This window comes from Myxococcus sp. MISCRS1 (assembly GCF_026626605.1).
Lineage (GTDB): Bacteria > Myxococcota > Myxococcia > Myxococcales > Myxococcaceae > Myxococcus > Myxococcus fulvus.
This window is the reverse complement of record NZ_JAPNKB010000001.1, coordinates 8,952,745-8,973,198: the sequence shown is the minus strand read 5'-3', so window position 1 is coordinate 8,973,198 and position 20,454 is coordinate 8,952,745. Positions and strand designations below refer to the sequence as shown.

The following is a 20,454-nucleotide window of genomic DNA, read 5'->3' as shown; positions in this document are numbered from 1 at the left end:
CCCCCTCGTCTCACAAGTCGCCTGACGCGCCCGCCAGCCCGAGCGCCCGATACAGGTGGGCCGCTCCCTCCAGCACCTCCACCCCCAACCGCACCTTCCACGCCTCGAACCCGGGAGGCAGCCGCACCGCGTCCTTCTCCGTCGTCGTCACCACCACGCCGCGACGCGCCGCCCGCTGGACCACGTCCTCCAGCTCCTCGGCAGTGAAGCGGTGATGGTCCGGGAACAGCGCCGCGTCGACGACCTCCACCCCCAGCGTCCTCAGGGTCTTCAGGAAGCCCCCCGGCCGGCCAAGCCCCGCCAGCGCCAACACGCCCTGCCCTCTCAGGCGCTCCGGTGGATGCGACATGCCCTCCGGGTCCACCCATGCCGAGGGCCCATAGCGCGCTCGCACCCGGGGAATCGACTCGGCTTCTCGCGGAAGGCTCACCGCTGGGGGCTCACCCACGGCCGCCGCGGACGTGCGCACCCAGAGCAGCGTGGCGCGTCGAATCGATGAAGCGGGCTCACGCAGCGGACCTCGCGGAAGCATGTGGCCATTGCCCAGCCCCACCGCCTCGTCCACCACCACCAGGTCCTCGTCCCGCGCGAGGCGACGGTGTTGAAAGCCATCGTCGAGCAACACCGTGTCCAGGCCGAACTCGTCCCGTGCTCGCAGCGCACTGGCGACCCGGTCGGGATTCACGAAGAGCCTCACGCTCGGACATCGCGTCGCGAGCAACAGCGGCTCGTCTCCCGCGTCCTCCACCGAGGGGAGCGGCTGTGCTCCCGTGAAGGTCAGCGGCTCCCGTGAGCGCCGACCGTAACCTCTCGTGAGGATGCCGACCTTGCGCCCCGCCCGGACGAGCTGCTCCGCCAGGTACAGCACCGCGGGCGTCTTGCCCGTTCCGCCCACGTTGAGGTTGCCCACGGAGAGGACTCGGAGTCCCTCGACACGCTCGGCTCGCAGCAGCCCCTTGTCGTACAGGGCTCTTCGAAGTTGCACCGCCGCGGCGTAGCTCCACGACAACGCCGTCAGCGGAGACAGCAACACCCTGCGGCCCCAGTCCTCCGGTGACGGTGGGTAGAAGACCCGCTCGATGGCGGTGGGCGACTCGGAGGCGGGAGGACTCAAGACCGACGGGCTCCCATCGCCCGGAGCGCGCTGGGCTCGACGTCCGACATGGACCTCATCGAGGAGCCCCGTTGGCCGCCTCGGCGTACATGGCGAGCACATCGGCGGCGATGCGCGCGTTCGTCGGATGGGCCACCGGCGCGAGCACTCCCGAGAGCGCCGCCTTCACGACGGCTTCGGGCGTGGGCTCGGCCACTCGCGCATCCGCCAGGTCCGGCAATGCGCCTTCGTCCACCGCGACCACTCGGACACCACACGCTCGCGCCTGGGCCGCGGCCCTCGCGCTCCAGTCATTCCCCAAGCCCAGCAGCCAGACCTCATCCAGCGCCTTGAGCCAGCGCGCGAAGGCCGCGCCCTGCTGATAGCCCGCGAAGGTCACCGCGTCCGTCAATCCCAGCGCAGCCACCTGATGGCGCGTCGCCTCCAGCAACGCTCCGTCACCCACGAGGATGAAGCGCGCGTGAGGATGGTGCTGGCGGTATTTCGCGAAGGCCTCCACGCCAACCGCATGGCGCCTCGAAGGCTGGAACGTGGAGACCATTCCCACCAGCGGTCCGCCCATGAGCCCCAGCTCGCGCCGGAGCGACTCGCGGTCCGCTTCGGGCCGGAACCTCGGGTCCACCAGCGCCGGGAGCACCCGGGCTCGCTTCCCTCGCTCCAACAGCCTCGGCAACAGCGCGCTCGCCGGAACCGTGTACGCGTCCGCCGCGGGCAACGAGGAGCGCAGCGAACGGGGCGCATGCAGCGAGCGCACCAGCACCGCGCCTCGGGGACGTCCCCACCTCGCGAGGAAGTGGTCGTGACTGAAGTGCGAATGCACCACGTCCACCTGCCGCGCGCGCAGACGCCGCGAGTCGCTCCACATGCGCCACGGCGGCGACTTCACGGACAACTCCAGGCCGCCTTCGTCCAACAGGCCGAGTTCCTGGAAGCGCGGCACCGCGGGCTCCTCCGCCGGCACGTCCTTGCGACGACGGTCCACCGCCACCATCACCTCGTGCCCCGCCTCCCGCTGCGCTCGAGCCAGCAGCGCGACGTTCTCCGCGGGTCCACTGAAGAACGGGCTCGCGAGCAGGTGAAGGATGCGCATCCGCTCAGCGCCTCACCAGCGTGCGGTACAGCGCCTCCAGCGCGTGCGCCTCATGCTCCACGCCACACCGCCGACGTGCCTCCTCGGCCGCGTTGCGCCCCACCTGCCGCGCTCGCTCCGGCTCCCGCATCAACATGCCGAGGAGCTCCCGCAGCGCCTTCACGTCTCCCGGCTCGAAGAAGAAGCCCGTGCGGCCATGCTCGATGAGCGTGTCCAGGTACGGCAGCTTCGATGCCACCACACAACAACCCGACGCCATCGCCTCCACGTGCACCAGCGAATACCCCTCCGCATAGGACGGGTGCACCAGCACCGTGAGCCCCTGGTACCAGGGCTCGATGACCGACTGCTCTCCGGCCAGCGTCACCCGGTCCTCGATGCCGGCGCGCAGGCCGTTCACCCAGTCCAGATCCGCGCCCTTCGCCAGGCCCACCAGCACGCCCTGCCACTCGGGGTGCTCGGGTAGCAGCGGACGCACCGCCTCCAGGAAGTCGCCCTGCCCCTTCTCCTTCCGGATGCGACCGATGACGCCGATTCCCAGGCGCCCACCCTGCCCCAGTCGCTCCCAGGCCTTCTGACGGTCCTCGGGCGGATGGAAGCGCGTCAGGTCGATGCCGTGCGAGATGACCGTCGACGGCAACGCGATGACGTCCGCCACCTGCTTCGTCAACGACACCAGCGCGTCCGCGCCCCGCGCGATGAAGCGCGTGAAACCACTGGGCGCCATCGACGTGTGCCGAGTGAACACCAACCGCACCTGTCGGCCCACCAGCTTCAACAGCATCCCCGCGAGCAGCTCATTGTTCCGATGCGCGTGCCATACCACCGGCTCCGAGCGCGCCCTGCGCAGCAACTCCGGCCAGGTGATTCGCGGCAGGCCCTCGCTCAGTCCCGAGCCGATGACCCGCGTCTCCGAGCCCGAGTCCTTCACCAGCGCCGGCACCACCGACTCGACGTGACGCGTGACGCCCGTGTACCGGTTGTGGAAATGCGGGTGGATGATGAGCGTCATCGCGGCTCCGCCCTTCCGTGCGGGAAGAGCGACAGCATCGCCTCGGCGTTGCGCTCGCTCGCGCCGGAGATCCGGCCCACCGTCTCCAGGGCCCGGGCCCCGAGCTCATCGATTCGCCTCGGGTCCTCCAACAGCTCCGCGAGCCTCGCGTGCAGCTCCTCCGCGTCCGCCACCTGGATGCCTCCGTGCCCCGACAACACCGTCACACTGTCCCGGAAGTTGTCCATGTGCGGCCCGAACAACACCGGCTTGCCCTGCCCCGCGGGCTCCAGGATGTTCTGGCCACCGCGCTTCGTGAACGAGCCTCCCACGAACACCACCGTCCCCAGTCGGTACGCCCGCGACAGCTCGCCGATGGTGTCCAGCACCACCACCTGCCCTCGCTCGGGGTTGCCCTTCGAGCGCAGCCCCACGCTCAGCCCCGCGTCCCGCGCGAGCGTCACCACCCGCGCCGCTCGGTCCACGTACCTCGGCGCAATCACCAGCCGCAGCTCCGGCCACTTCGCGAGCAGGCGCCGGTAGACACCCAGCAGCGCCTCCTCCTCTCCCTCGTGCGTGCTTCCGGCAATCCATACGGGCGCGCCCACCGGCAGCCCCAGTACCTCGCGCAACGTGGCGTCCTCCGGCGCGGGCCCCGAGGCCAGGGAGTCGAACTTCGTGTTCCCCGTCACCATCACCCAGTCGGGCCGCGCGCCCAGACTCCTCGCCCGCTCCGCTTCGTCCTCGTGGCGCATCAACATCAGGTCCAGGTCCTTCAGCGGATTGCCGATGAGCCCGAACAACGCCCGGTAGCGCCCCACGTTCGCAGGCGAGAAGCGGCCGTTGGTCATCACCACGCGTGCCCCTCCGCGCTTCGCCGCGCGGATGAGGTTGGGCCAGATCTCCGTGTACTCGAGGACCAGGATGTCCGGCCGGAGCGCCTTCATCGCCCGCCGCGTCGCGCCCCACAGGTCATACGGCACGTAGATGACGCCATCGATGTCCTTGGCCAGCCGCCCCGTCGCCATCGCATGGCCGCTGTCCGTCATCGTCGACAGGATGAGCTGGCAACCCGGGAAGCGCGCTCGCAGCGGCGCGAACATCGGGGAGAGCGCGAGCAGATCCCCCGCGCTCGCTCCGTGCAGCCACACCACGGGCCCATCGCCCCTCACGGGCAACGCGCCCGGGGAATAGAACCCCAGTCGCTGCCACAGGCCATGACGCGTCTTCCGGTGCACACACAGCACCGGGAGGAGCAGCGGGAAGAGCAGGTACGTGGCGAGGATGTAGAGGAGTCGCATGGACGGCTCCCCGGCCCTCTATCAGATGCCAGGGGTCCGAGGCAGCACACGCACGGGATTCGGAACAATCCAAGGTCGCCATTCGGACCCGAAGAAGCGTCCGGGCCCCTTCGCCCAGACCTCCACCCGCACCAGCCCCTCCCCTGTCAGCTCCACCGACGTGCCGTCCTCCCCCAGTCGGCCTTCTCCCCACACCTGCACCCGAACCGTGTCCACGTCCGGCAACCCCGGCAGGCGCACCTTCAGGACATCCCCCACCCGGGCCTCGCGCTGCTCCGGGTCCACGCCCTCCAGGGCGAAGCCCTCGGGCTCCCCCAGCGCGCGGAAGGAACAGAGCGCCGAGCCTCCTCGCAGCGCTCTCGTCACGAGCGCCGCGGCCACCTTCGCATCCTTCGGCAGGGGCGAGGGGAGCTGCTCGGGCGGGAGGTACATCGCGAGCGAGCTGAACACGGACTCGTACGACGGCAGGCCATGCGCATCATGCGCGCAGAAGGAGCGCTTGGGCTGCTCCCGCGAGAGGTCCATGAAGCGCTCGCCAGGCTCGGGCTCGGGCGCGACGAGCAGCATCACCCCGTGCATCGGGTTCGCGAGATACGCGCCCACGGCCGGCAGCAATCGGCTCACCGGATTGCGCATGGCGTGACGGAAGAACGTGTCCGCCGAGTACAGCTCGAACCCCTTTGCCTCACGGGCGGTCGGCTCGTCCGTCCACGGGTTCTTCTTCTGCACCGGATGCGCGAGGACCGTCATGCCTCCCGCGGCCTCCACTGCCCTCACCGCATCCGCCGCGGGCATCCATCGCGTCATGCCCTCCAGCGGGCGCTCCATGCCGAACGCGACCAGGTGCCCCGCGGACGTCGAGATTTCAACGCCGGGAATCAGCAGCACGCCATCGCCCCAGGTCGGCGCGGGCGGCGTGAAGTCGTTGTGGTCCGTCAACAACACGAAGTCGAGGCCCGCGGCCTTCGCCGCGAGCACCACGTCGAGGGGACTGCCTCGTCCATCCGAGCGCGTGGTGTGCACGTGGAAGGCGCCCCGAATCCACCTCGGCTCGCCCTCCTTCGGAGGCACCACCGGGTATGTCGTGTACGAGGCCGGGAGCGCGAAGAAGCCGCAGAGGCCCAGGAGGAGGAGCAACAGGCCCACCAGCGCGCGAAGCCCCTTGCCGAGCGCCACACGAAGTCGGCTCATCGCCCCTCTTCTCCACGTCGCGCAGGGACGACGTCGATGGATGTCACGATGAGGGCAACGCCCCTGGCGCCGCACCGAGGCAAAGCCTGTGACGACTCCAGCATCATTGTCCGGACCTCGGCCGTCCCCGAAACAGGCGCTCCACCACGTTCAGTCCCGACTCCTGGCGCGGGGACCCGGCTTCGCCGCACAGGCGTGGCGCGCACGAAGGAGCCTTCCGGCCAGCCCCCATCCGCGGGCCGACCGCACCGCTGCGCGCCAGCCCCGCACTCACTCCGACGTATTGGCGCGGCTCCTGCGGAGACCACCGCGTCCCGCGACAGGTCCTGTGCCTGGATGCCGCCACACGAAGGCCTGCCCAGGCGCACCAGCGCCCGGTCCGACGGCGAGCGCCCTCTCCTGGTTCGTCGACGACGAGCCCCGCCCCGAGAGGCGTCTTGCCGCATGGGTGCGCTGCACGCCGGGACTTCGCTCCACCCAACATGAACCCGTGACTCCCGGACAGGCGTCTCACGGCATGCCCTCGGCTCCAGGGGACCGCGCTTCACGCGGCGCCTCGCTCGAGGGTGCCCTCCGTCTGCATCTTCCACAGCGCCGCGTAACGCCCGCCCCTCGCGAGCAACTCCGCGTGCGAGCCGCTCTCCACCGCCCGCCCCGCCTCCATCACGTGGAGCACGTCCGCGTTCACCACCGTGGACAACCGGTGCGCGATGACCAGCGCCGTGCGCCCCGGCAACACCGCCGCCAGCGCAGCCTGCACCTCGCGCTCGCTCTCGGGGTCCAGGCTGCTCGTCGCCTCGTCCAGGACCAGCACGCGCGCTCGCGCCAGCACCGCCCTCGCGATGCACAGTCGCTGCCGCTGACCACCGCTCAACGTCACGCCGCGCTCGCCGATGCGCGTGTCGTAGCCCTGGGGCAGCGCCCGGATGAACCCGTCCGCGTTCGCCACCTTCGCCGCCGCCTCCACTTCCTCACGCGTGGCGTCCGGTCGCGCATAGCGAAGGTTGTCCAGCACCGTCCCCTGGAACAACAACGGCTCCTGCGTCACCAACGCCAACTGCTCGCGCAGGCTCGCCGCCGTGTACCGGTCCATGTCCACGCCGTCCAACAACAGCCTCCCGGACTGGGGCCGCTCGAAGCGCAGGAGCAGCGACGTCACCGTGCTCTTGCCCCCGCCACTGCCTCCCACCAGCGCCGTCACCTGCCCCGCCTTCAGCTCCAGCGTCACGCCCTCGAGCGCGCGCCGCTCGCCATACGCGAAGCTCACGTCCTCGAAGCGCACCGACTGGGACAAGGGCGGCGCAGGCACCGCGTCCGGCGCATCCAGCACCGGGTGCTTCAAGTCCAGCAACGCGAAGAGCCGCTCACCCGCCGCGCCCGCCTGCATCGCGAACTGCGTCACCCGGCCCAGGTCCTTCACCGGCTGGTACACCAGGATGACCGCCGTCAGCAGCGACAACAGCGCCTCCGGCTCCATCAACTTCGCGCTCGCCGCGAAGGCCAACGCCCCCGCCAGCGCCGCCGCCGCCAGCACCTCCATGATGCCGGGCACCCCGCCACGCGCCCACGCCGCCCCCACCACCGCCTCCTCGTGCGCCTTCGCGTGCGAGGCGAACCGCGCCAGCTCCGCCTCCTGCCCGTTGAACGCCTGAATCGTCCGCAGTCCGCCGAGCCCCTCGTGGAGCTGCCCCGCCAGATGCCCCAGCTGCGTCTGGCCCTCGCGCGTGCCCTTGAGCACCTTGCGCGTCAGCCTCGACGCCGGCAGCGCCGCGAGCGGAATCACCACCAGCATCAGCCCACCCAGCAGCGGGCTCATCGACAACGCCACTCCCGCCAGGATGATGACCTGCAGGCTGTCCCGCAGGTACGAGCCCACCGTGTACATCGCCGCCGCCTCCACCGCCGCGACGTCCGACGAGAAGCGACTGAGCAAGTCTCCCTGCCGCTCACGCGCGAGCTGCGCCGGCGACAACGACGTGAGCTTCACGAAGAGCTCCCGCCGCAGGTCCTTCACCACCCGCTGCGCGAAGAGGCCCATGAAGTAGAACTGGCCCAGGTACCCCACGCCCTTCACCGCGCCCACCACCACCATCATCAGCGGGAAGCCCCACAGCGCCGCGTCACGCGGCAGGTCCGAGAGCCACGGCACCCGGTTCGCTCCGCCGAAGCCCTCCTCGCCGCCCGACAGCAGGAAGCGCAGCGCGGGGCCCGTCAGGTACGCGTACGCCCCCGTGGCGATGCCCACGAACGCCATGCACACGAACGCCACCACGAGCACCGCCGCATGCGGGCGCGCGTAGCGCAACAATCGCCAGAGTGTCCGCCCCATCTGCCTACCGTCCCACCTTGCGCAACGCCGCCTTGGCCAGCTGCGAGTACGGGTTGTACTCCAGCACCTTCAGCAGCTTCTTCCGCGCCAGCGGCGCATCCCCCAGGTCCGTGTCGATGATGGCCGCGATGATGTGCAGCCGCTCCACGTACGGCCCCAGGGACAACGCCTTCTTCAACACCTTCTGCGCCTTCTGCGCACGCTGAACCAACGGACCGCCCGCCCCCTGGTACGTCGCCCAGGCGAGGAAGGAGTAGTACTCCGGCTCGCGAGGGTTGAGCGCCACCGCCTCCTCGAACGCGTGCATCGCCGACAGGAAGTCCCGCCGCTTCAGCGCGGACTCGCCCCGGCGCAGCGCAATCTCGGCGTCCACCACCACCGCCGTGTTGCGCCCCACGTCCAGCTTGCTGAAGAGGTACTGGAGGTACGCCTTGCGCTTCTCCTCCACGCTCAACACCCGGTAGGACGCCGACAGCTTCTCCTGCACCGAGTCCAGCAGGTCCTTCAGGTCCGAGATGTCGTACTCGGCATACGTGTCCGGGTGAAAGCGCATCGCCGTCTCGTGGTACGCGCGCTCCACCGCCTCCGCGTCCGCCGCGATGTCCAACCCCAGGCTGCCGAAGTAGCTGCGGGTGATGATGCGCACCGCCTCCTCGCGCAGCGACGCCGCCGTCTCCATCGGCAACGACTTGCGCTTGCGCGGGCCGATCCGGTCCGGCACCACCGCCGCCGACAGCACGTCCGCCCCCGTCGCCACCGGCGTCGGGGAGAACGTCACGCCCCCCGTCAGCTTCAGGAACCACAGGAGCGAGTACGCCGCGCTCAGCTCCCCGCGGCCATGCGCGAGCAGCTCCTTGAGCACGATGCGGCCATTGACCTGCATGGCGATCTTGATGTCGTCCGTGTCCAGCGCCATCGCCTGCAAATCACGGCCGAACTCGGGCGAGCGCACCGGGTACTCCCCCAGGTTCGCCTTCAGCGACGCGGCCATCACCTTCAGCGGAAAGGTGCGCCGCGCGCCCTCGAGAATCTGCGCCAGCGGCGGCAGGTCCACCGACGCCACCTCAGCGGTGAACTCGTCGCCGGAGTAGAAGGCGTACCGGCCCTCGCGCATGCCCAGCACCCGCGCCAGCTTGTCGCGCGTGTAGTCCCGCAACAACTGCGACAGCTCCTCACCCACCAGCTCCACGCCCGCGTCCGCCAGCGCCGAGCCGATGCGCAGCCCCGAGCCCAGCGCCTCCACCACCTGCTCCGCCTGCGCGGGCGTGGCGAGCTTGCGCTCCACGAGGTAGCGCGGCAGCGAGTCCTCCTTCACCGTCGAGTCGAAGCTCACCGGCCCGCCGCGCAGGAAGTACACCCGCCGACTCAGCCCCCGGTGCGCCACCACCAGCACACCATCCCGCCGCAGCCGGTGGATGGAGTGCAGCAGGCCGGGCAGCGGATAACCCTTCAGCTCGCCACTGTTCACCGCCGGACGCGACAGCGTGGACGCCAGGCCCGACAGCGGCACCGCCTGCGCCGCGCGCACGAGCGACTCCAGCCGGGGCACCAGCTCGCCGGGCTTGAGCGGGTCCGCGACGTACGCATTCACCTTCAGGTCCAACACCGAGCCCACGCCCCGCGCCCGCCCCAGGTGCCCCTTGTCGATGGCGACGATGGGCACGCGCCCACCCTGGCTGTGCCCCCGGATGAGCTGCACCACGTGCGAGCCCTCCACGCGCGGCAGGTCCACCGACAACACCATCACATCCGGGTTGTCCGCCGCGAAGTGCTCCAGCGCCGCGATGGGGTCATTCACCGCGCGCACGGAGTACCCGGCCTGCGAGAGCAGGCCCGTCAGGTGCTCGAGCGTGGGGGGATGGCTCTCGGCGAGCAGAAGCGTCTTCAAGGGTTGGCGCAGTCTACACCTTCACCCCGGCTTGCATCAGGGTACGATGCGCCCCCCTCACATGACGCCCCCGCCCCGAATCCTCGTCGTGGCAGGCGAGGCCTCCGGCGACGCCCATGCCGCAGAGCTCGTCGCCGCCCTCCAGGCCCGCCGTCCGGACCTCACCTTCTTCGGCATGGGCGGCTCGCGCCTGGCCGCTCGGGGAGTCGAGCTGCTCTTCGACGCCCGCGAGGTGTCCGTCATGGGCATCACCGAGGTGCTCCCCCGCATCCCTCGCATCCTCCAAATCATGAAGGGCCTGGCGAACGCGGCCGCCGAGCGGCGCCCCGACGTCGCCATCCTCGTCGACATCCCGGACTTCAACCTGCGCCTGGCCGAGAAGCTCAAGGCCCAGGGCATCCCCGTCGCCTATTACATCTCGCCGATGATCTGGGCGTGGCGCCGCGGCCGGGTGCGCACCATCAAACGCCTGGTGGACCGGATGCTGTGCATCCTCCCGTTCGAGGAGGACTTCTACCGGGAAGCCGGCGTCGCCGCCCGCTACGTGGGCAGCCCCGTCGTCGAGCAGGTCCCCGCCCCCGACAGCCCCACCGCGTTCCGGGAGCGCCTGGGCCTGGCCAGGGAGGCCCCCACGCTCGCGCTCCTGCCGGGCAGCCGGATGAGCGAGATCCGCCGGCTGCTGCCGTCCATGGTGGACGCGGCCCGCCGCCTGTCCGCCGAGCGGCCCGGGCTCCAGGTCGTGGTCCCCGTGGCCCCCACCATCCCCCGCGAGGAGGTGCTCTCCCGCTTCGAGGGCAGCGGCCTGACACCGGTGCTGGTGGACGGGCATGCCCCGGAGGTGGTCGGCGCCAGCGACGCGGCGGTGGTCGCTTCCGGGACCGCCGTGCTGGAGGCGGGGCTGATGCAGCGCCCCCTCGTCGTCATCTACCGGGTGTCCCTCATCTCGTACTGGGTGGGCCGGCTGATGCTGAAGGTGGCCTTCGTGTCCCTGGTCAACCTGCTGGCCGGGCGGCGCGTGGTGCCAGAGCTGCTCCAGGGGGAGATGACCCCCGAGAGAATCGCCGACGAGGTCCGCAAGGTGTGGCTGCCGGGGGCCGCCCGGGACGAGATGCTCCAGGGGCTGGGAGAGGTCCGGGGGCGGCTGGGCGAGGCAGGGGCCGCCACCCGGGCGGCGGAGACCGTCATGGAGCTACTGCCCCCGCGCGCCATTTAGGGTATGTCGGCCCGGCCATGAACCCAGCGCTGGTCTGCATCCCCACCTACAACGAGCGGGAAAACATCGAGGCCATCACCCTGGCGGTGCTCAAGGCCGACCCGCGCGTCGACATCCTCATCGTCGACGACAACTCGCCGGACGGAACGGGGCACATCGCCGACCAGCTCGCCGCCAAGGAGCCCCGCGTGCGGGTGCTCCACCGCGAGAAGAAGGAGGGCCTGGGTCGCGCCTACCTCGCCGCCTTCCGCTGGGCCCTGGCGGAGGGCTACACGTACATCCTGGAGATGGACGCGGACTTCAGCCATGACCCGCGCTACCTGCCCGGGCTGATGGACGCGGCCGAGGCGGGCGCCGACCTGGTGCTCGGCAGCCGCTACGTCACGGGCGGCGGCACGGTGAACTGGGGCGTGGGCCGCCAGGTCATCAGCCGCGGCGGCAGCCTCTATGCCCGCACCATCCTGGGCGTGGGCGTGCAGGATTTGACTGGCGGCTTCAAGTGCTTCCACCGCCGGGTGCTGGAGACCCTCGACCTGGATGCCGTACACAGCACCGGGTACGCGTTCCAAATCGAGCTCACCTACCGCACGCTGAAGAACGGCTTCACCGTGCGCGAGGTCCCCATCATCTTCGAGGACCGCCGCGTGGGGCACTCGAAGATGAGCAAGAAGATTTTCGCCGAGGCGCTCACCATGGTGTGGAAGCTGCGCCTCACGGTGTAGTCGCAAAGGTCGTGCGGTGATGAAGGACTACCTGACGCAATTCCTCGTCGCCCTGCCGGCGGTCTTCTTCGTGGTGGACCCCATCGGCGTGGTGCCGCTGTTCCTGGCCATGACGGCCGGGGACACGAAGGAGAAGATACGCCGCACGGCGATGCGCGCGTGTCTGGTGGCGTGCGGGCTGATGACCTTCTTCGCCCTGTTCGGCACCATCATCTTCAAGGTGTTCGGCGTGTCGCTGGGGGCCTTCCGCGTGGCGGGCGGAATCCTCCTGCTCATCACCGCGCTGGACATGCTGCGCGCGCGTCCGTCCGAGACACGCACCACCCCCACCGAGGAACAGGAAGGCGTGGTGAAGGAGGACGTGGCCATCGTCCCCCTCGCAATCCCGCTGTTGTCGGGGCCCGGAGCCATCGCCACCGCCATGGTGCTGATGGCTCGCGGCAACTCCAACTCGATGGCCTCCACCCTTCCGGTGCTGGCGGCCATCCTCCTGACGTTCGTCTTCAGCTACTTCATCCTGCGCGCCTCCGGGCTCGTGCAGCGGGTGCTGCGCCAGTCCGGCGTCGCCATCGTCGAGCGTGTCATGGGGCTCATCCTGGCCGCCATCGCCGTGCAGTTCATCGCGGACGGCGCCAAGGAATTGCTGAAGTAACCTAGTTGCCGACGACCCAGGTGGGGCCCGCGCGGCGCAGCGTGCCCTGGGGCTTGCCCTCCAGGGTGAGCTCGTCCGGGCCCGCGCGGCGCGCGTCGTACGCGTAGCCCTCGCGAATCTCCTGGAGGTAGACGACGACGGCGTCCAGCACGCTGTCCTGCACCACCTTGAAGGTGGAGTCGCCGCAGCGGGGCTCATCGCCTTCAAAGAAGCGCTCCAGCATGGACTGCTCCGGGCGGCGCACGTACACGCGCACCGGCGTGGGCTCGTGACGGCCCTGGGCGGCGATCTCCTCCACCACCCGTGACGGTGTCGGTTCCTTCAACACGGATTGAACCAGGCTGCACTTGTCCGCCTCCACCTCCCGCCGCACGGCAAGCGGCGCCTGATGCGCGCAGCCCGCCCCCACCAGGAGCGCCATCCCCACCACGCCCCAGGTCCACCGTTGGAATCGGTCCATCCGCTGCTACCTCCTCGTCACTGCGTCCGTCCGCTACAGCTTCCTCCACCGCGGCGAGAAGGGAGCGCCGGCGAGCACCGGGTCCTCCACCGCGATGATGTACTCCGCCCGGCGGTTGGCAGCCTCCGCCGTCTCGTCCGGAGTCCGCACCGCGGGGGACTCCTCGCCAAAACCCTCGTAGAAGATGGGGACCTTCAGCCCTCGCTGACGGAAGGCGGCGGCGAGGCTGCGCGCGCGCTTGAGCGACAGCTCGCGGTTGTCCGCCGTGGCGCCCACGGTGTCCGTGTGGCCCAGCACGTACAGACGAACCGCCGCGAAGCGGCCGTATTTCGCCAGCGCCTCCGCAATCAACGCATGGCTCCTGTCCAGCTTGCCTCGCTCGCCGGCGGGAATGTCCGCGCGCCCCGAGGCGAAGCCCACCTCTTCATGGGGAATGTCCACGCGCCACGGGAAGAGGTCCACACCCGTGTAGAAGTCCGATGTGTCGAAGGCTCGGAGGGAAATCTTCATCACCTTCCCCTCGGCGGCCGGCCAGCTCAACGTCAGCGGCGTGCCCGCCTTCTCGCCCTTGAAGGCCACCTCCCCCTCGAAGGCCTTCTTCCCCGTGTCCATCAGCACGGTGAGCTCCACGCGGCCCGCGGGACGCGAGAGCTGGAAGCGCAGCGTGCGCCCCGGCACGTCCACGTCCTCCGGGCGCACGTCCAGGCGCAGCGGCCCGTTGAGCTCCGTGTCGAAGGACAACGGCAGGCTGCCCGACTCGGCGTTGGCGAAGCGCACCACCAGCTCGCCCTCGTAGTGGAAGCGGCCCTCGGGCTGCTCCAGCTCGATACGCCGGGTCATGCCTGGCTTCCCGCCGCCCTTCACGTCGACCACCTTCCCGTCGTCGCGTTTGAGCTTCACCTCGAAGCCCGCGATGGGCTCCTCGATGTGCACGAGCAATGCCGGGAGCTTCTCGCCCACCGCGGCCCGGCCCTCCAGGGACACGCGGATGGCGTCGGCGAACGCGGGCAGGGGTGTCGAGGCGACAAGACTGAGCAATAGAACCAGGCGGGCATTCATGGCGCGGCGTCGACTCCGGCGTCGCGGGTCGCCGTGCAACAGCGACCCGGATGGGTGGATTCCTCCGCGCCAGGGTAGGACGGTGTCCCCCGCGTGGAAATGCTTCGCGAGCGTGGAAACGCCTCGCGAGCCAGACGCGAGAAGCGCGCCGACATTCATTCCCGCGCGCCACACCTCTCAGGGCAGCCGGGGGGACGGCCACCAGGCCCTCTCCTGCCCGGGCGCGAGAAGGGGGCCGCTACCGCACGCCGACGAGCGTGATTCCCGCCGCGCGCGCGTTGGCGAAGAGCTCCGGCGCGTCCAGCAGCACCGTGCGCCCGGCCTCCAGCGCCAGCACCCGGGCGCCCACTTCCTTCATGACCTCCAGCGTGCGGGGCCCCGCGGCGGGCAGGTCGAAGCGCAGGTCCTGCTGCGGCTTGCAGCGCTTGACGACCACCGCGCCCGCGCCGCCCAGCTTGCCGCCCCGGCGGATGGCCTCGTCGGTGCCCTCCACGGCCTCGAGCGCCAGCACGTGGCCCTGGTGTACCACCACCGTCTGGCCCACGTCCGCCTGCCCCAGCAACGCCGCCACCTCGCGCCCCAGCGCCACGTCCTGCTGCTGCGTGGGGCTGAGCTCGGGGCCGGCCAGGTGCCCCTCGGGGCACAGCACCTCCCCGAGGAAGTCCGTGGGGGCGATGATGGTGATGCCGCGCGACTCGAAGTCCGCAGCCACCGCGCGCAGCAGCGCATCATCCCGGAAGCTGCGCAGCCGGGAGATGATGCGCACCGCGCCCAGGTCCGGCCGGGCCTCGGACAGGGCCTTCACCCGGCCGATGCCGCCCGCCATGGCCGCCTGCTTCACGCCCGCGGCGACGAAGGCCTTCTGGATGCGGTTGACCTGCCCCACCCGCACCCAGGTGAGCGAGCCCACCTCCGAGGCCAGGGCCGGGTTCGTCTCGCCCTTGTGGGCCACGGCCACCACCTCCAGCCCCCGGGCCCGCGCGGCGCGCGCGAACAAGAGGGGAAGCTGACCGTTGCCCGCGATGAGGCCGATGCGACCGTCCGGAGGTGCGTGCTCCATGTCCACAGCCTAGCGCGTCAGGCCGCGCTTGCTCTGGGAGATGAAGGACACCAGGTGGTCCACTTCCGGGTGGCCGCCCAGCTCCGTGCGCAGCCGCCCCAGCGCCTCCTGCAGCCCCAGCTTGGAGCGGAACAGGATGCGGTGGGCCTCCTTGATGCGTTCAATCTGGTCCTTGGTGAACCCGCCGCGCTCCAGGCCCACGGTGTTGAGCCCCACCAGCTCCGCCCGGTCTCCCTGCGCCGTGGCGTACGGGGGGATGTCCATGGTGACCATGGCCCCACCGGAGATGAAGGCGAAGCGGCCCAGGCGGGTGAACTGATGCACCGCCGCCAGGCCGCTGATGATGACGTGGTCCTCCATCGTCACGTGGCCCGCGAGCGCGGACCCGTTGCCGATGCGGCACCCGTCGCCGACGACACAGTCGTGGGCGACATGGCTGTTGGCCATGAAGAGGTTGCCGTTGCCGACGCGCGTGGCGCCGCCGCCGCCCGCCGTGCCCTTGTGCAGGGTGACGAACTCGCGAATCTGGTTGTCGTCGCCGAGCGTGAGCTCGGTGTCCTCACCCGCGTACTTGAGGTCCTGCGGGTCCGCCCCCACCGAGGCGAACTGGAAGATGCGGTTGCGCGCGCCGAGCGTCGTGCGGCCCTCGATGACGACGTGAGGGCCCACGTGGGAGCCCTCGCCAATCGTCACCTGCGGTCCGATGACCGAGTACGGTCCAACGTGGACCGACTCGTGCAGACGCGCATCGGGGTGAACCACCGCGGTGGGATGAACCTGAGCCATGTCGTCTCCTCTACCTCGCGGGCCCGCGGTCAGGACGCCGCGCCCTCTTCCGCCGTCGCGCCCTTGTCCTTGTCCACCACCGTGGCCAGGAACTCGCCTTCGGCGACCTTCACGCCATCCACCGTCGCCGTGCCCTTCGTCTTCCACACGGCGCCCTTGTGGCGCAGCACTTCGATTCCCAGCTGCAGCCTGTCTCCGGGCACCACCGGCTTGCGGAAGCGCGCCCCGTCAACCCCCATCAGGTAGGTCACCTTCTGGCTCGGGTCCATGTTCTCGCTCTTGTACGCGAGGATGGCCGAGGCCTGGGCGAGCGCCTCCAGGATGAGCACGCCGGGCATCACCGGATGGCCGGGGAAGTGGCCGTTGAAGAAGGGCTCGTTGATGGTGACGTTCTTGTAGGCGGTGATGCGCTGGCCGGGAACAATCTCCACCACCCGGTCGATGAGGAGGAACGGGTACCGGTGCGGCAGCAGGTTCTGGATTTCGCCGATGTCCATCACGGGCCCTTCTCCTTCTCGAGCTGCTCCACCCTTTTGCGCAGGGCGCGCATTTCCTTGAGCAGGTCCGCCACCTGCCCCGAGGCCGCGCTGGCCCGGAGCCACTCACGGTGGGGGATGGCCGGGCTGCCGCTCACGATCTGTCCGTCCGGGACGTCATGGGCCACGCCGGACTGGGCGCCGACCTTGGCCAGGTCACCCACGCGGATGTGGCCCACCACGCCCACCTGGCCCGCGAGCACCACGCCGGTGCCCACCTCGGCCGAGCCGGACACGCCCGCCTGCGCGCAGATGAGCGCCAGCGGCCCCACGCGGACGTTGTGGGCGATCTGCACCAGGTTGTCGAGCTTGGTGCCGCGCCCCACCACCGTCTCGCCCACCGTCGCGCGATCGATGCAGGTGCACGCGCCCACCTCGACGTCGTCCTCGATGCGGACGATGCCGACCTGGGGAATCTTGAAGTGCTGGGGCCCGTCTTCCCCTTCCGGGTCGAAGGCGAAGCCGAAGCCGTCCGCGCCCACCACGCTGCTGGCGTGGAGGATGACGCGCGAGCCCACCACACAGCGCTCGCGCACCGTGACGTTGGGGTGCAGCACGCTGTCCTCGCCGACGGAGGCGTGCTCGCCCACGTAGGCGCCGGGATACAGCACCGAGCGCGCGCCCACCTTCGCGCCCGCCTCCACCGTCGCGCCCGCGAGCACGCTGGCCTCCGGGTGCACGGTGGCCTCCGGGTGCACCCACGCGCCCGGGCGGATGCCGGGGGCGGGACGCACGTCGGGGTGGAACACGCGCAAGAGCCGCGCGTAGGCCAGGTGCGGATTGGACACGCGCACCAGCGCCACGCCCTCGCGGGCCGGCTCGCTGGTGCCCACCAGCACGGCCGAGGCGCGGGAGGCCTCGAACTGGCGGCGGTAGCGCGTGTTTCCGTAGAAGGACACGTCTCCCGGGCCGGCTTCCTCGAGCCCGTTGAGTCCGTGGATGAGCTGCTCAGGGTCGCCGAGAAGCTCGCCACCGACGAGGGCGGCGAGCTCCCCGAGCCGTCGGGGTGCGGGAGAGGTCTTCACGGGAGCGCGGGGCTACTTCGTCGGGGCGTCCTTGGCCGCCGTCGTCTTCTTGCCGGAGCCGTTGTAGGCCCGGATGACCTCGTTGGAGATGTCGTACTGGGCCTTCGCGAAGACGATGCCCGAGTCCCGCTTGTCCAGGACCATGCCCAGGTCATCGCGCTGCGCGATGGAGGCCACCACCTGGTCGATCTTGTTGATGATGGGCTCCATCTCCTGGCGCTCCTTGTTGGCCGCCTCGCCCCGGCTCTTCTCCCACTTCTGGGCGAGCACCATCACCTTCTTCTGCAGCTCGCCCTCCTTCTGGGCGCGCACCTCGGCCGTCATCGCGCTCGCCTGCTTGTCGAGCGTCTCCTTCTCGGCGCGCAGGGCGGTCTGCTCCTTGTCGATCTCCTTCTGCTTGTCATCCAACCACTTCTGGAGACGGGCCTTGGCGGCCTTGCCGTCATCCACCTCGAGCAGGACGCGCTGGAGGTCCACGTAGGCGACCTTCAGTTCGGCGGCCGAGGCGGCCACCGGCAGGGCAAGCGACAGGACGGCGGCCAAGGCCGCGACAGTGGTGCGAAGCGACATGTTCAACAGCTCCTCAGGGAAGGGTACAGGGTCCGACGTCAGACGCCCGGGCTTGTTCAACCCTTCCCGCCAGGGCGGGGCCGGGACGACAGGCGACGGCTTATCAGAAGAAGTTGCCGATAGTGAACTCGAACAGAATCCGGTCGTCCTCCGGCCGCCTGGTGAGCGGGATGCCCCACTCGAAGCGCAGCGGGCCGATGGGGCTGAACCACCGGAACCCGAAGCCCGCCGAGTGGAAGAGGCCGAGCGGCAGGTCGTTCTGTCGGTCCTGGAAGAAGCGCTCGCTCGACGCGAAGGCGTTGCCGGCGTCGTAGAAGAGCACACCCCTCAGGCCGGCCTTCTCGAAGATGGGGAACTCCAGCTCGAAGTTGAAGACGAGCTGCTTGTTGCCGCCGACGAGGAAGTCCGTGACGGTGGCGTCCGGACTGCCGGAGCGGGGCACCTTCACCGAGGGGCTGATGCTGCGCAGGTAGTAGCCGCGGACGCTGTTGATGCCACCCACGTAGTACAGCTCGGAGATGGGCAGCGGCTTGTTCGAGTCGAGTTGCTGGATGTAGCCGATGGTGGCGTTCGTCTTGAAGACGAAGCCCAGCGGCATGGGGAAGTACAGGCGCGAGTACGCGGTGTACCGGTTGAAGAGGAACGTGCCGCCCAGGAAGTCCGGGGCCAGCTCCACCGAGCCGAAGTGGATGAAGCCGCGCGAGGGGAACAGGCGGTTGTCGCGGCGGTCGAACGAGAGCGACAGGCGCGCCGCGCTGGTGGTGCCGGACAGGAACTGGTTGGCCAGCAGCACCGCGCCCAGGTTGGAGCCCGCCTCCACGTTCACCCATTCACGCGTGTAGCCGATGGTGCCCAGCAGGTCGTCGATGAACTGGTAGCCGATGGAGACGGTGCCGCCGGTGGAGTTGCGGATGAAGCCGTCGTAGTCGGCCTGGACGCGGAAGAACTCCGCGGACAGGAGGTAGTTCGTGTCCAGGAAGTACGGGTCGTAGAACGACAGCTGCACCAGCGAGCGCAGGCCGGAGATCTGCGCGGACGCGGAGACGCTCTGGCCCCAGCCCAGGAAGTTGTTCTGGGCGATCTGCGCCGTGAAGATGAAGTTCTCCACGTTGGAGAAGCCCAGGCCCACCTGGAAGGTGCCGGTGGCCTTCTCCTTCACCTCCACCTGGAGGACGATGGTGTCGTCGGTGCTGCCGGCGCTCTGGGTGATCTCCACCGTCTCGAAGAAGCCCAGCGCGGTGACGCGGTCCTTGCTGCGGCGCACGCCGGTGCCGCTGTACAGCTCGCCCTCGTAGACGCGCAGCTCGCGGCGGATGACCTTGTCGCGCGTCTTGCTGTTGCCGACGACGTTGATGCGCTCGATGGTGACCTGGGGGCCCTTCTGCACGTCGAAGGTCAGGTCCACCGTGCGGTTGTTGGCGTTGACGCTGGTGACGGGGTTGATGTTCGCGTACGCGTAGCCCCGGTCGTAATACACGTCCGACAGGCCGACGATGTCCTGCGACAGCTGCGAGCGGTTGAAGCGCTGGCCCGGCGTCGACTTCATCAGCTGCGCCATGCGCTCCTTCGACACGTCGTCGAGCAGGTCGCCGGAGAAGTCGATCTTCCCGATGTCGTAGGCCTCACCCTCCTCGATGCGCAGGGTGATGTAGATGTAGCGCTTGTCGGCGGAGAGCTGGACGGTGGGCTTGTCGATCTTGACGTTGATGAAGCCCCGGTCGAAGTAGGCGATCTGGATGACGGCCAGGTCGCGCTGGAAGGCCTCCTCGCGGTACGTGCCCTCGCCGGTGAAGAAGGAGAAGTAGCCACCCTCGCGGGTGATCATCGTCTCCTTGAGCTCCTGGGCGGGGACCTTCTCCGCGCCGATGAAGGTGATCTGCTTCACCATCACCTTGGCGTGCTCGTTGATGATGATGATGACGTCCACGCTGCCCCCCGTCTCGGAGGGCTTGATCTGGTGGGTCACCTCGGCGAGGAAGTAGCCCTTCTCCACGTACTTGGCCTGGATCTTCTTCACCGTGCTGCGCACGGCTTCCATGTCCAGGATGGTGTTGGGCTTGGCGTCGAGCTCGTCCTTGAGGTCGTCGCGGCTGAGCTCCTCGTTGCCCTTGAGGTTCACGGCCCGGACGATGGGCCGCTCCTCCACGCGGACGACGTAGGCCACGCCCCGGGGCAGCCGCTGCACGAGCAGCTCCACGTTGGTGAAGTAGCCCAGGGCCCAGACGGCGCGGAGGTCCTCGGCGGACTTGGACGCGTCCAGCGTCTGGCCCACCCGGGTGCGCAGGGCGCGGCGGATGGCCTCGGCCTCCACGCGCTTGTTGCCCTCGACGCGAATCTCCACCACCCGGTCGGGGTCGCCGTCCTCGGGGGGAGCCTCTTCGTCGACGGGGGCGTCCGGGGGACGCGCGGGAGTCGGGGTTGCGGGCGCGGGGGAGCTCGGAACCGGGGCCTCGGAAGGCGCACCCCC

General features: G+C 69.8%; 18 protein-coding genes. 3 read left to right on the top strand and 15 right to left on the bottom strand.

Going from position 1 to position 20,454, the window contains the following annotated elements:
* Window positions 1-10: 10 nt before the first annotated feature.
* The 7 genes from lpxK to OWM54_RS36025 all read right to left on the bottom strand — a co-directional run bounded on the left by lpxK (window position 11) and on the right by OWM54_RS36025 (window position 9,904).
* Window positions 11-1,114: a tetraacyldisaccharide 4'-kinase gene (lpxK, locus tag OWM54_RS36055; protein ID WP_267700343.1), complete on the bottom strand. Its 1,104-nt coding sequence runs from the start codon at window positions 1,112-1,114 to the stop codon at window positions 11-13.
* Between the two features lie 55 nt (window positions 1,115-1,169).
* Entirely contained in the window at window positions 1,170-2,204 is a 1,035-nt protein-coding gene (locus OWM54_RS36050) for a glycosyltransferase (protein WP_267700342.1), read from the bottom strand.
* Window positions 2,205-2,208: 4 nt separating this feature from the next.
* Window positions 2,209-3,216: a glycosyltransferase family 4 protein gene (locus tag OWM54_RS36045; protein WP_267700341.1), complete on the bottom strand. Its 1,008-nt coding sequence runs from the start codon at window positions 3,214-3,216 to the stop codon at window positions 2,209-2,211.
* Window positions 3,213-4,496, bottom strand: a complete 1,284-nt coding sequence (locus tag OWM54_RS36040) for a 3-deoxy-D-manno-octulosonic acid transferase (protein ID WP_267700340.1) — start codon at window positions 4,494-4,496, stop codon at window positions 3,213-3,215. The genes OWM54_RS36045 and OWM54_RS36040 overlap by 4 nt, the downstream gene beginning before the upstream one ends.
* A 21-nt stretch (window positions 4,497-4,517) precedes the next feature.
* Window positions 4,518-5,687, bottom strand: coding sequence for a PHP domain-containing protein (locus OWM54_RS36035; RefSeq protein ID WP_267700339.1), 1,170 nt, complete (start codon window positions 5,685-5,687; stop codon window positions 4,518-4,520).
* 544 nt (window positions 5,688-6,231) lie between these two features.
* Window positions 6,232-8,016 carry an ABC transporter ATP-binding protein gene (locus tag OWM54_RS36030; RefSeq protein ID WP_223785654.1) on the bottom strand — a complete coding sequence of 595 codons (1,785 nt, stop codon included), beginning with the start codon at window positions 8,014-8,016 and terminating at the stop codon, window positions 6,232-6,234.
* 4 nt (window positions 8,017-8,020) lie between these two features.
* Entirely contained in the window at window positions 8,021-9,904 is a 1,884-nt protein-coding gene (locus OWM54_RS36025) for a DUF4388 domain-containing protein (protein ID WP_267700338.1), read from the bottom strand.
* A gap of 61 nt (window positions 9,905-9,965) precedes the next feature.
* On the opposite strand from OWM54_RS36025, the gene lpxB reads away from it, so the two are divergent.
* Genes lpxB through OWM54_RS36010 form a run of 3 tightly spaced genes read left to right on the top strand, consistent with a single transcriptional unit; the run spans window position 9,966 to window position 12,491 of the window.
* Complete coding sequence (gene lpxB / locus OWM54_RS36020) at window positions 9,966-11,117, top strand: lipid-A-disaccharide synthase (RefSeq protein WP_267700337.1); 1,152 nt, start codon at window positions 9,966-9,968, stop codon at window positions 11,115-11,117.
* 17 nt (window positions 11,118-11,134) lie between these two features.
* The gene (locus tag OWM54_RS36015) at window positions 11,135-11,839 is read left to right on the top strand and encodes a polyprenol monophosphomannose synthase (RefSeq protein WP_046714810.1); all 705 of its coding nucleotides are present in this window, start codon (window positions 11,135-11,137) and stop codon (window positions 11,837-11,839) included.
* 19 nt (window positions 11,840-11,858) lie between these two features.
* Window positions 11,859-12,491 (top strand): MarC family protein, encoded by a 633-nt coding sequence (locus tag OWM54_RS36010; RefSeq protein WP_141331721.1) that lies wholly within the window; start codon window positions 11,859-11,861, stop codon window positions 12,489-12,491.
* A gap of 1 nt (window position 12,492) precedes the next feature.
* On the opposite strand, the gene OWM54_RS36005 is transcribed toward OWM54_RS36010, so the two are convergent.
* The 8 genes from OWM54_RS36005 to bamA form a co-directional block, all read right to left on the bottom strand.
* Window positions 12,493-12,951: a hypothetical protein gene (locus OWM54_RS36005; protein ID WP_046714811.1), complete on the bottom strand. Its 459-nt coding sequence runs from the start codon at window positions 12,949-12,951 to the stop codon at window positions 12,493-12,495.
* A gap of 33 nt (window positions 12,952-12,984) precedes the next feature.
* Window positions 12,985-14,010: an OmpA family protein gene (locus OWM54_RS36000; RefSeq protein ID WP_223785657.1), complete on the bottom strand. Its 1,026-nt coding sequence runs from the start codon at window positions 14,008-14,010 to the stop codon at window positions 12,985-12,987.
* A 238-nt stretch (window positions 14,011-14,248) separates the two neighbouring features.
* Window positions 14,249-15,070, bottom strand: a complete 822-nt coding sequence (locus OWM54_RS35995; RefSeq protein WP_223785658.1) for an LpxI family protein — start codon at window positions 15,068-15,070, stop codon at window positions 14,249-14,251.
* A gap of 9 nt (window positions 15,071-15,079) precedes the next feature.
* Window positions 15,080-15,856 carry an acyl-ACP--UDP-N-acetylglucosamine O-acyltransferase gene (gene lpxA / locus OWM54_RS35990; RefSeq protein WP_046714813.1) on the bottom strand — a complete coding sequence of 259 codons (777 nt, stop codon included), beginning with the start codon at window positions 15,854-15,856 and terminating at the stop codon, window positions 15,080-15,082.
* 29 nt (window positions 15,857-15,885) lie between these two features.
* Window positions 15,886-16,353, bottom strand: coding sequence for a 3-hydroxyacyl-ACP dehydratase FabZ (fabZ, locus tag OWM54_RS35985; protein ID WP_046714814.1), 468 nt, complete (start codon window positions 16,351-16,353; stop codon window positions 15,886-15,888).
* Window positions 16,353-17,417, bottom strand: coding sequence for a UDP-3-O-(3-hydroxymyristoyl)glucosamine N-acyltransferase (lpxD, locus tag OWM54_RS35980; RefSeq protein ID WP_267700336.1), 1,065 nt, complete (start codon window positions 17,415-17,417; stop codon window positions 16,353-16,355). Before lpxD ends, fabZ begins: the two co-directional genes overlap by 1 nt.
* 12 nt (window positions 17,418-17,429) lie before the next feature.
* On the bottom strand, window positions 17,430-17,987 hold the full coding sequence (locus OWM54_RS35975) for an OmpH family outer membrane protein (protein ID WP_223745834.1): 558 nt from the start codon (window positions 17,985-17,987) through the stop codon (window positions 17,430-17,432).
* Window positions 17,988-18,090: 103 nt separating this feature from the next.
* Window positions 18,091-20,331 carry an outer membrane protein assembly factor BamA gene (gene bamA, locus OWM54_RS35970; protein ID WP_223745833.1) on the bottom strand — a complete coding sequence of 747 codons (2,241 nt, stop codon included), beginning with the start codon at window positions 20,329-20,331 and terminating at the stop codon, window positions 18,091-18,093.
* Window positions 20,332-20,454 lie beyond the last annotated feature (123 nt).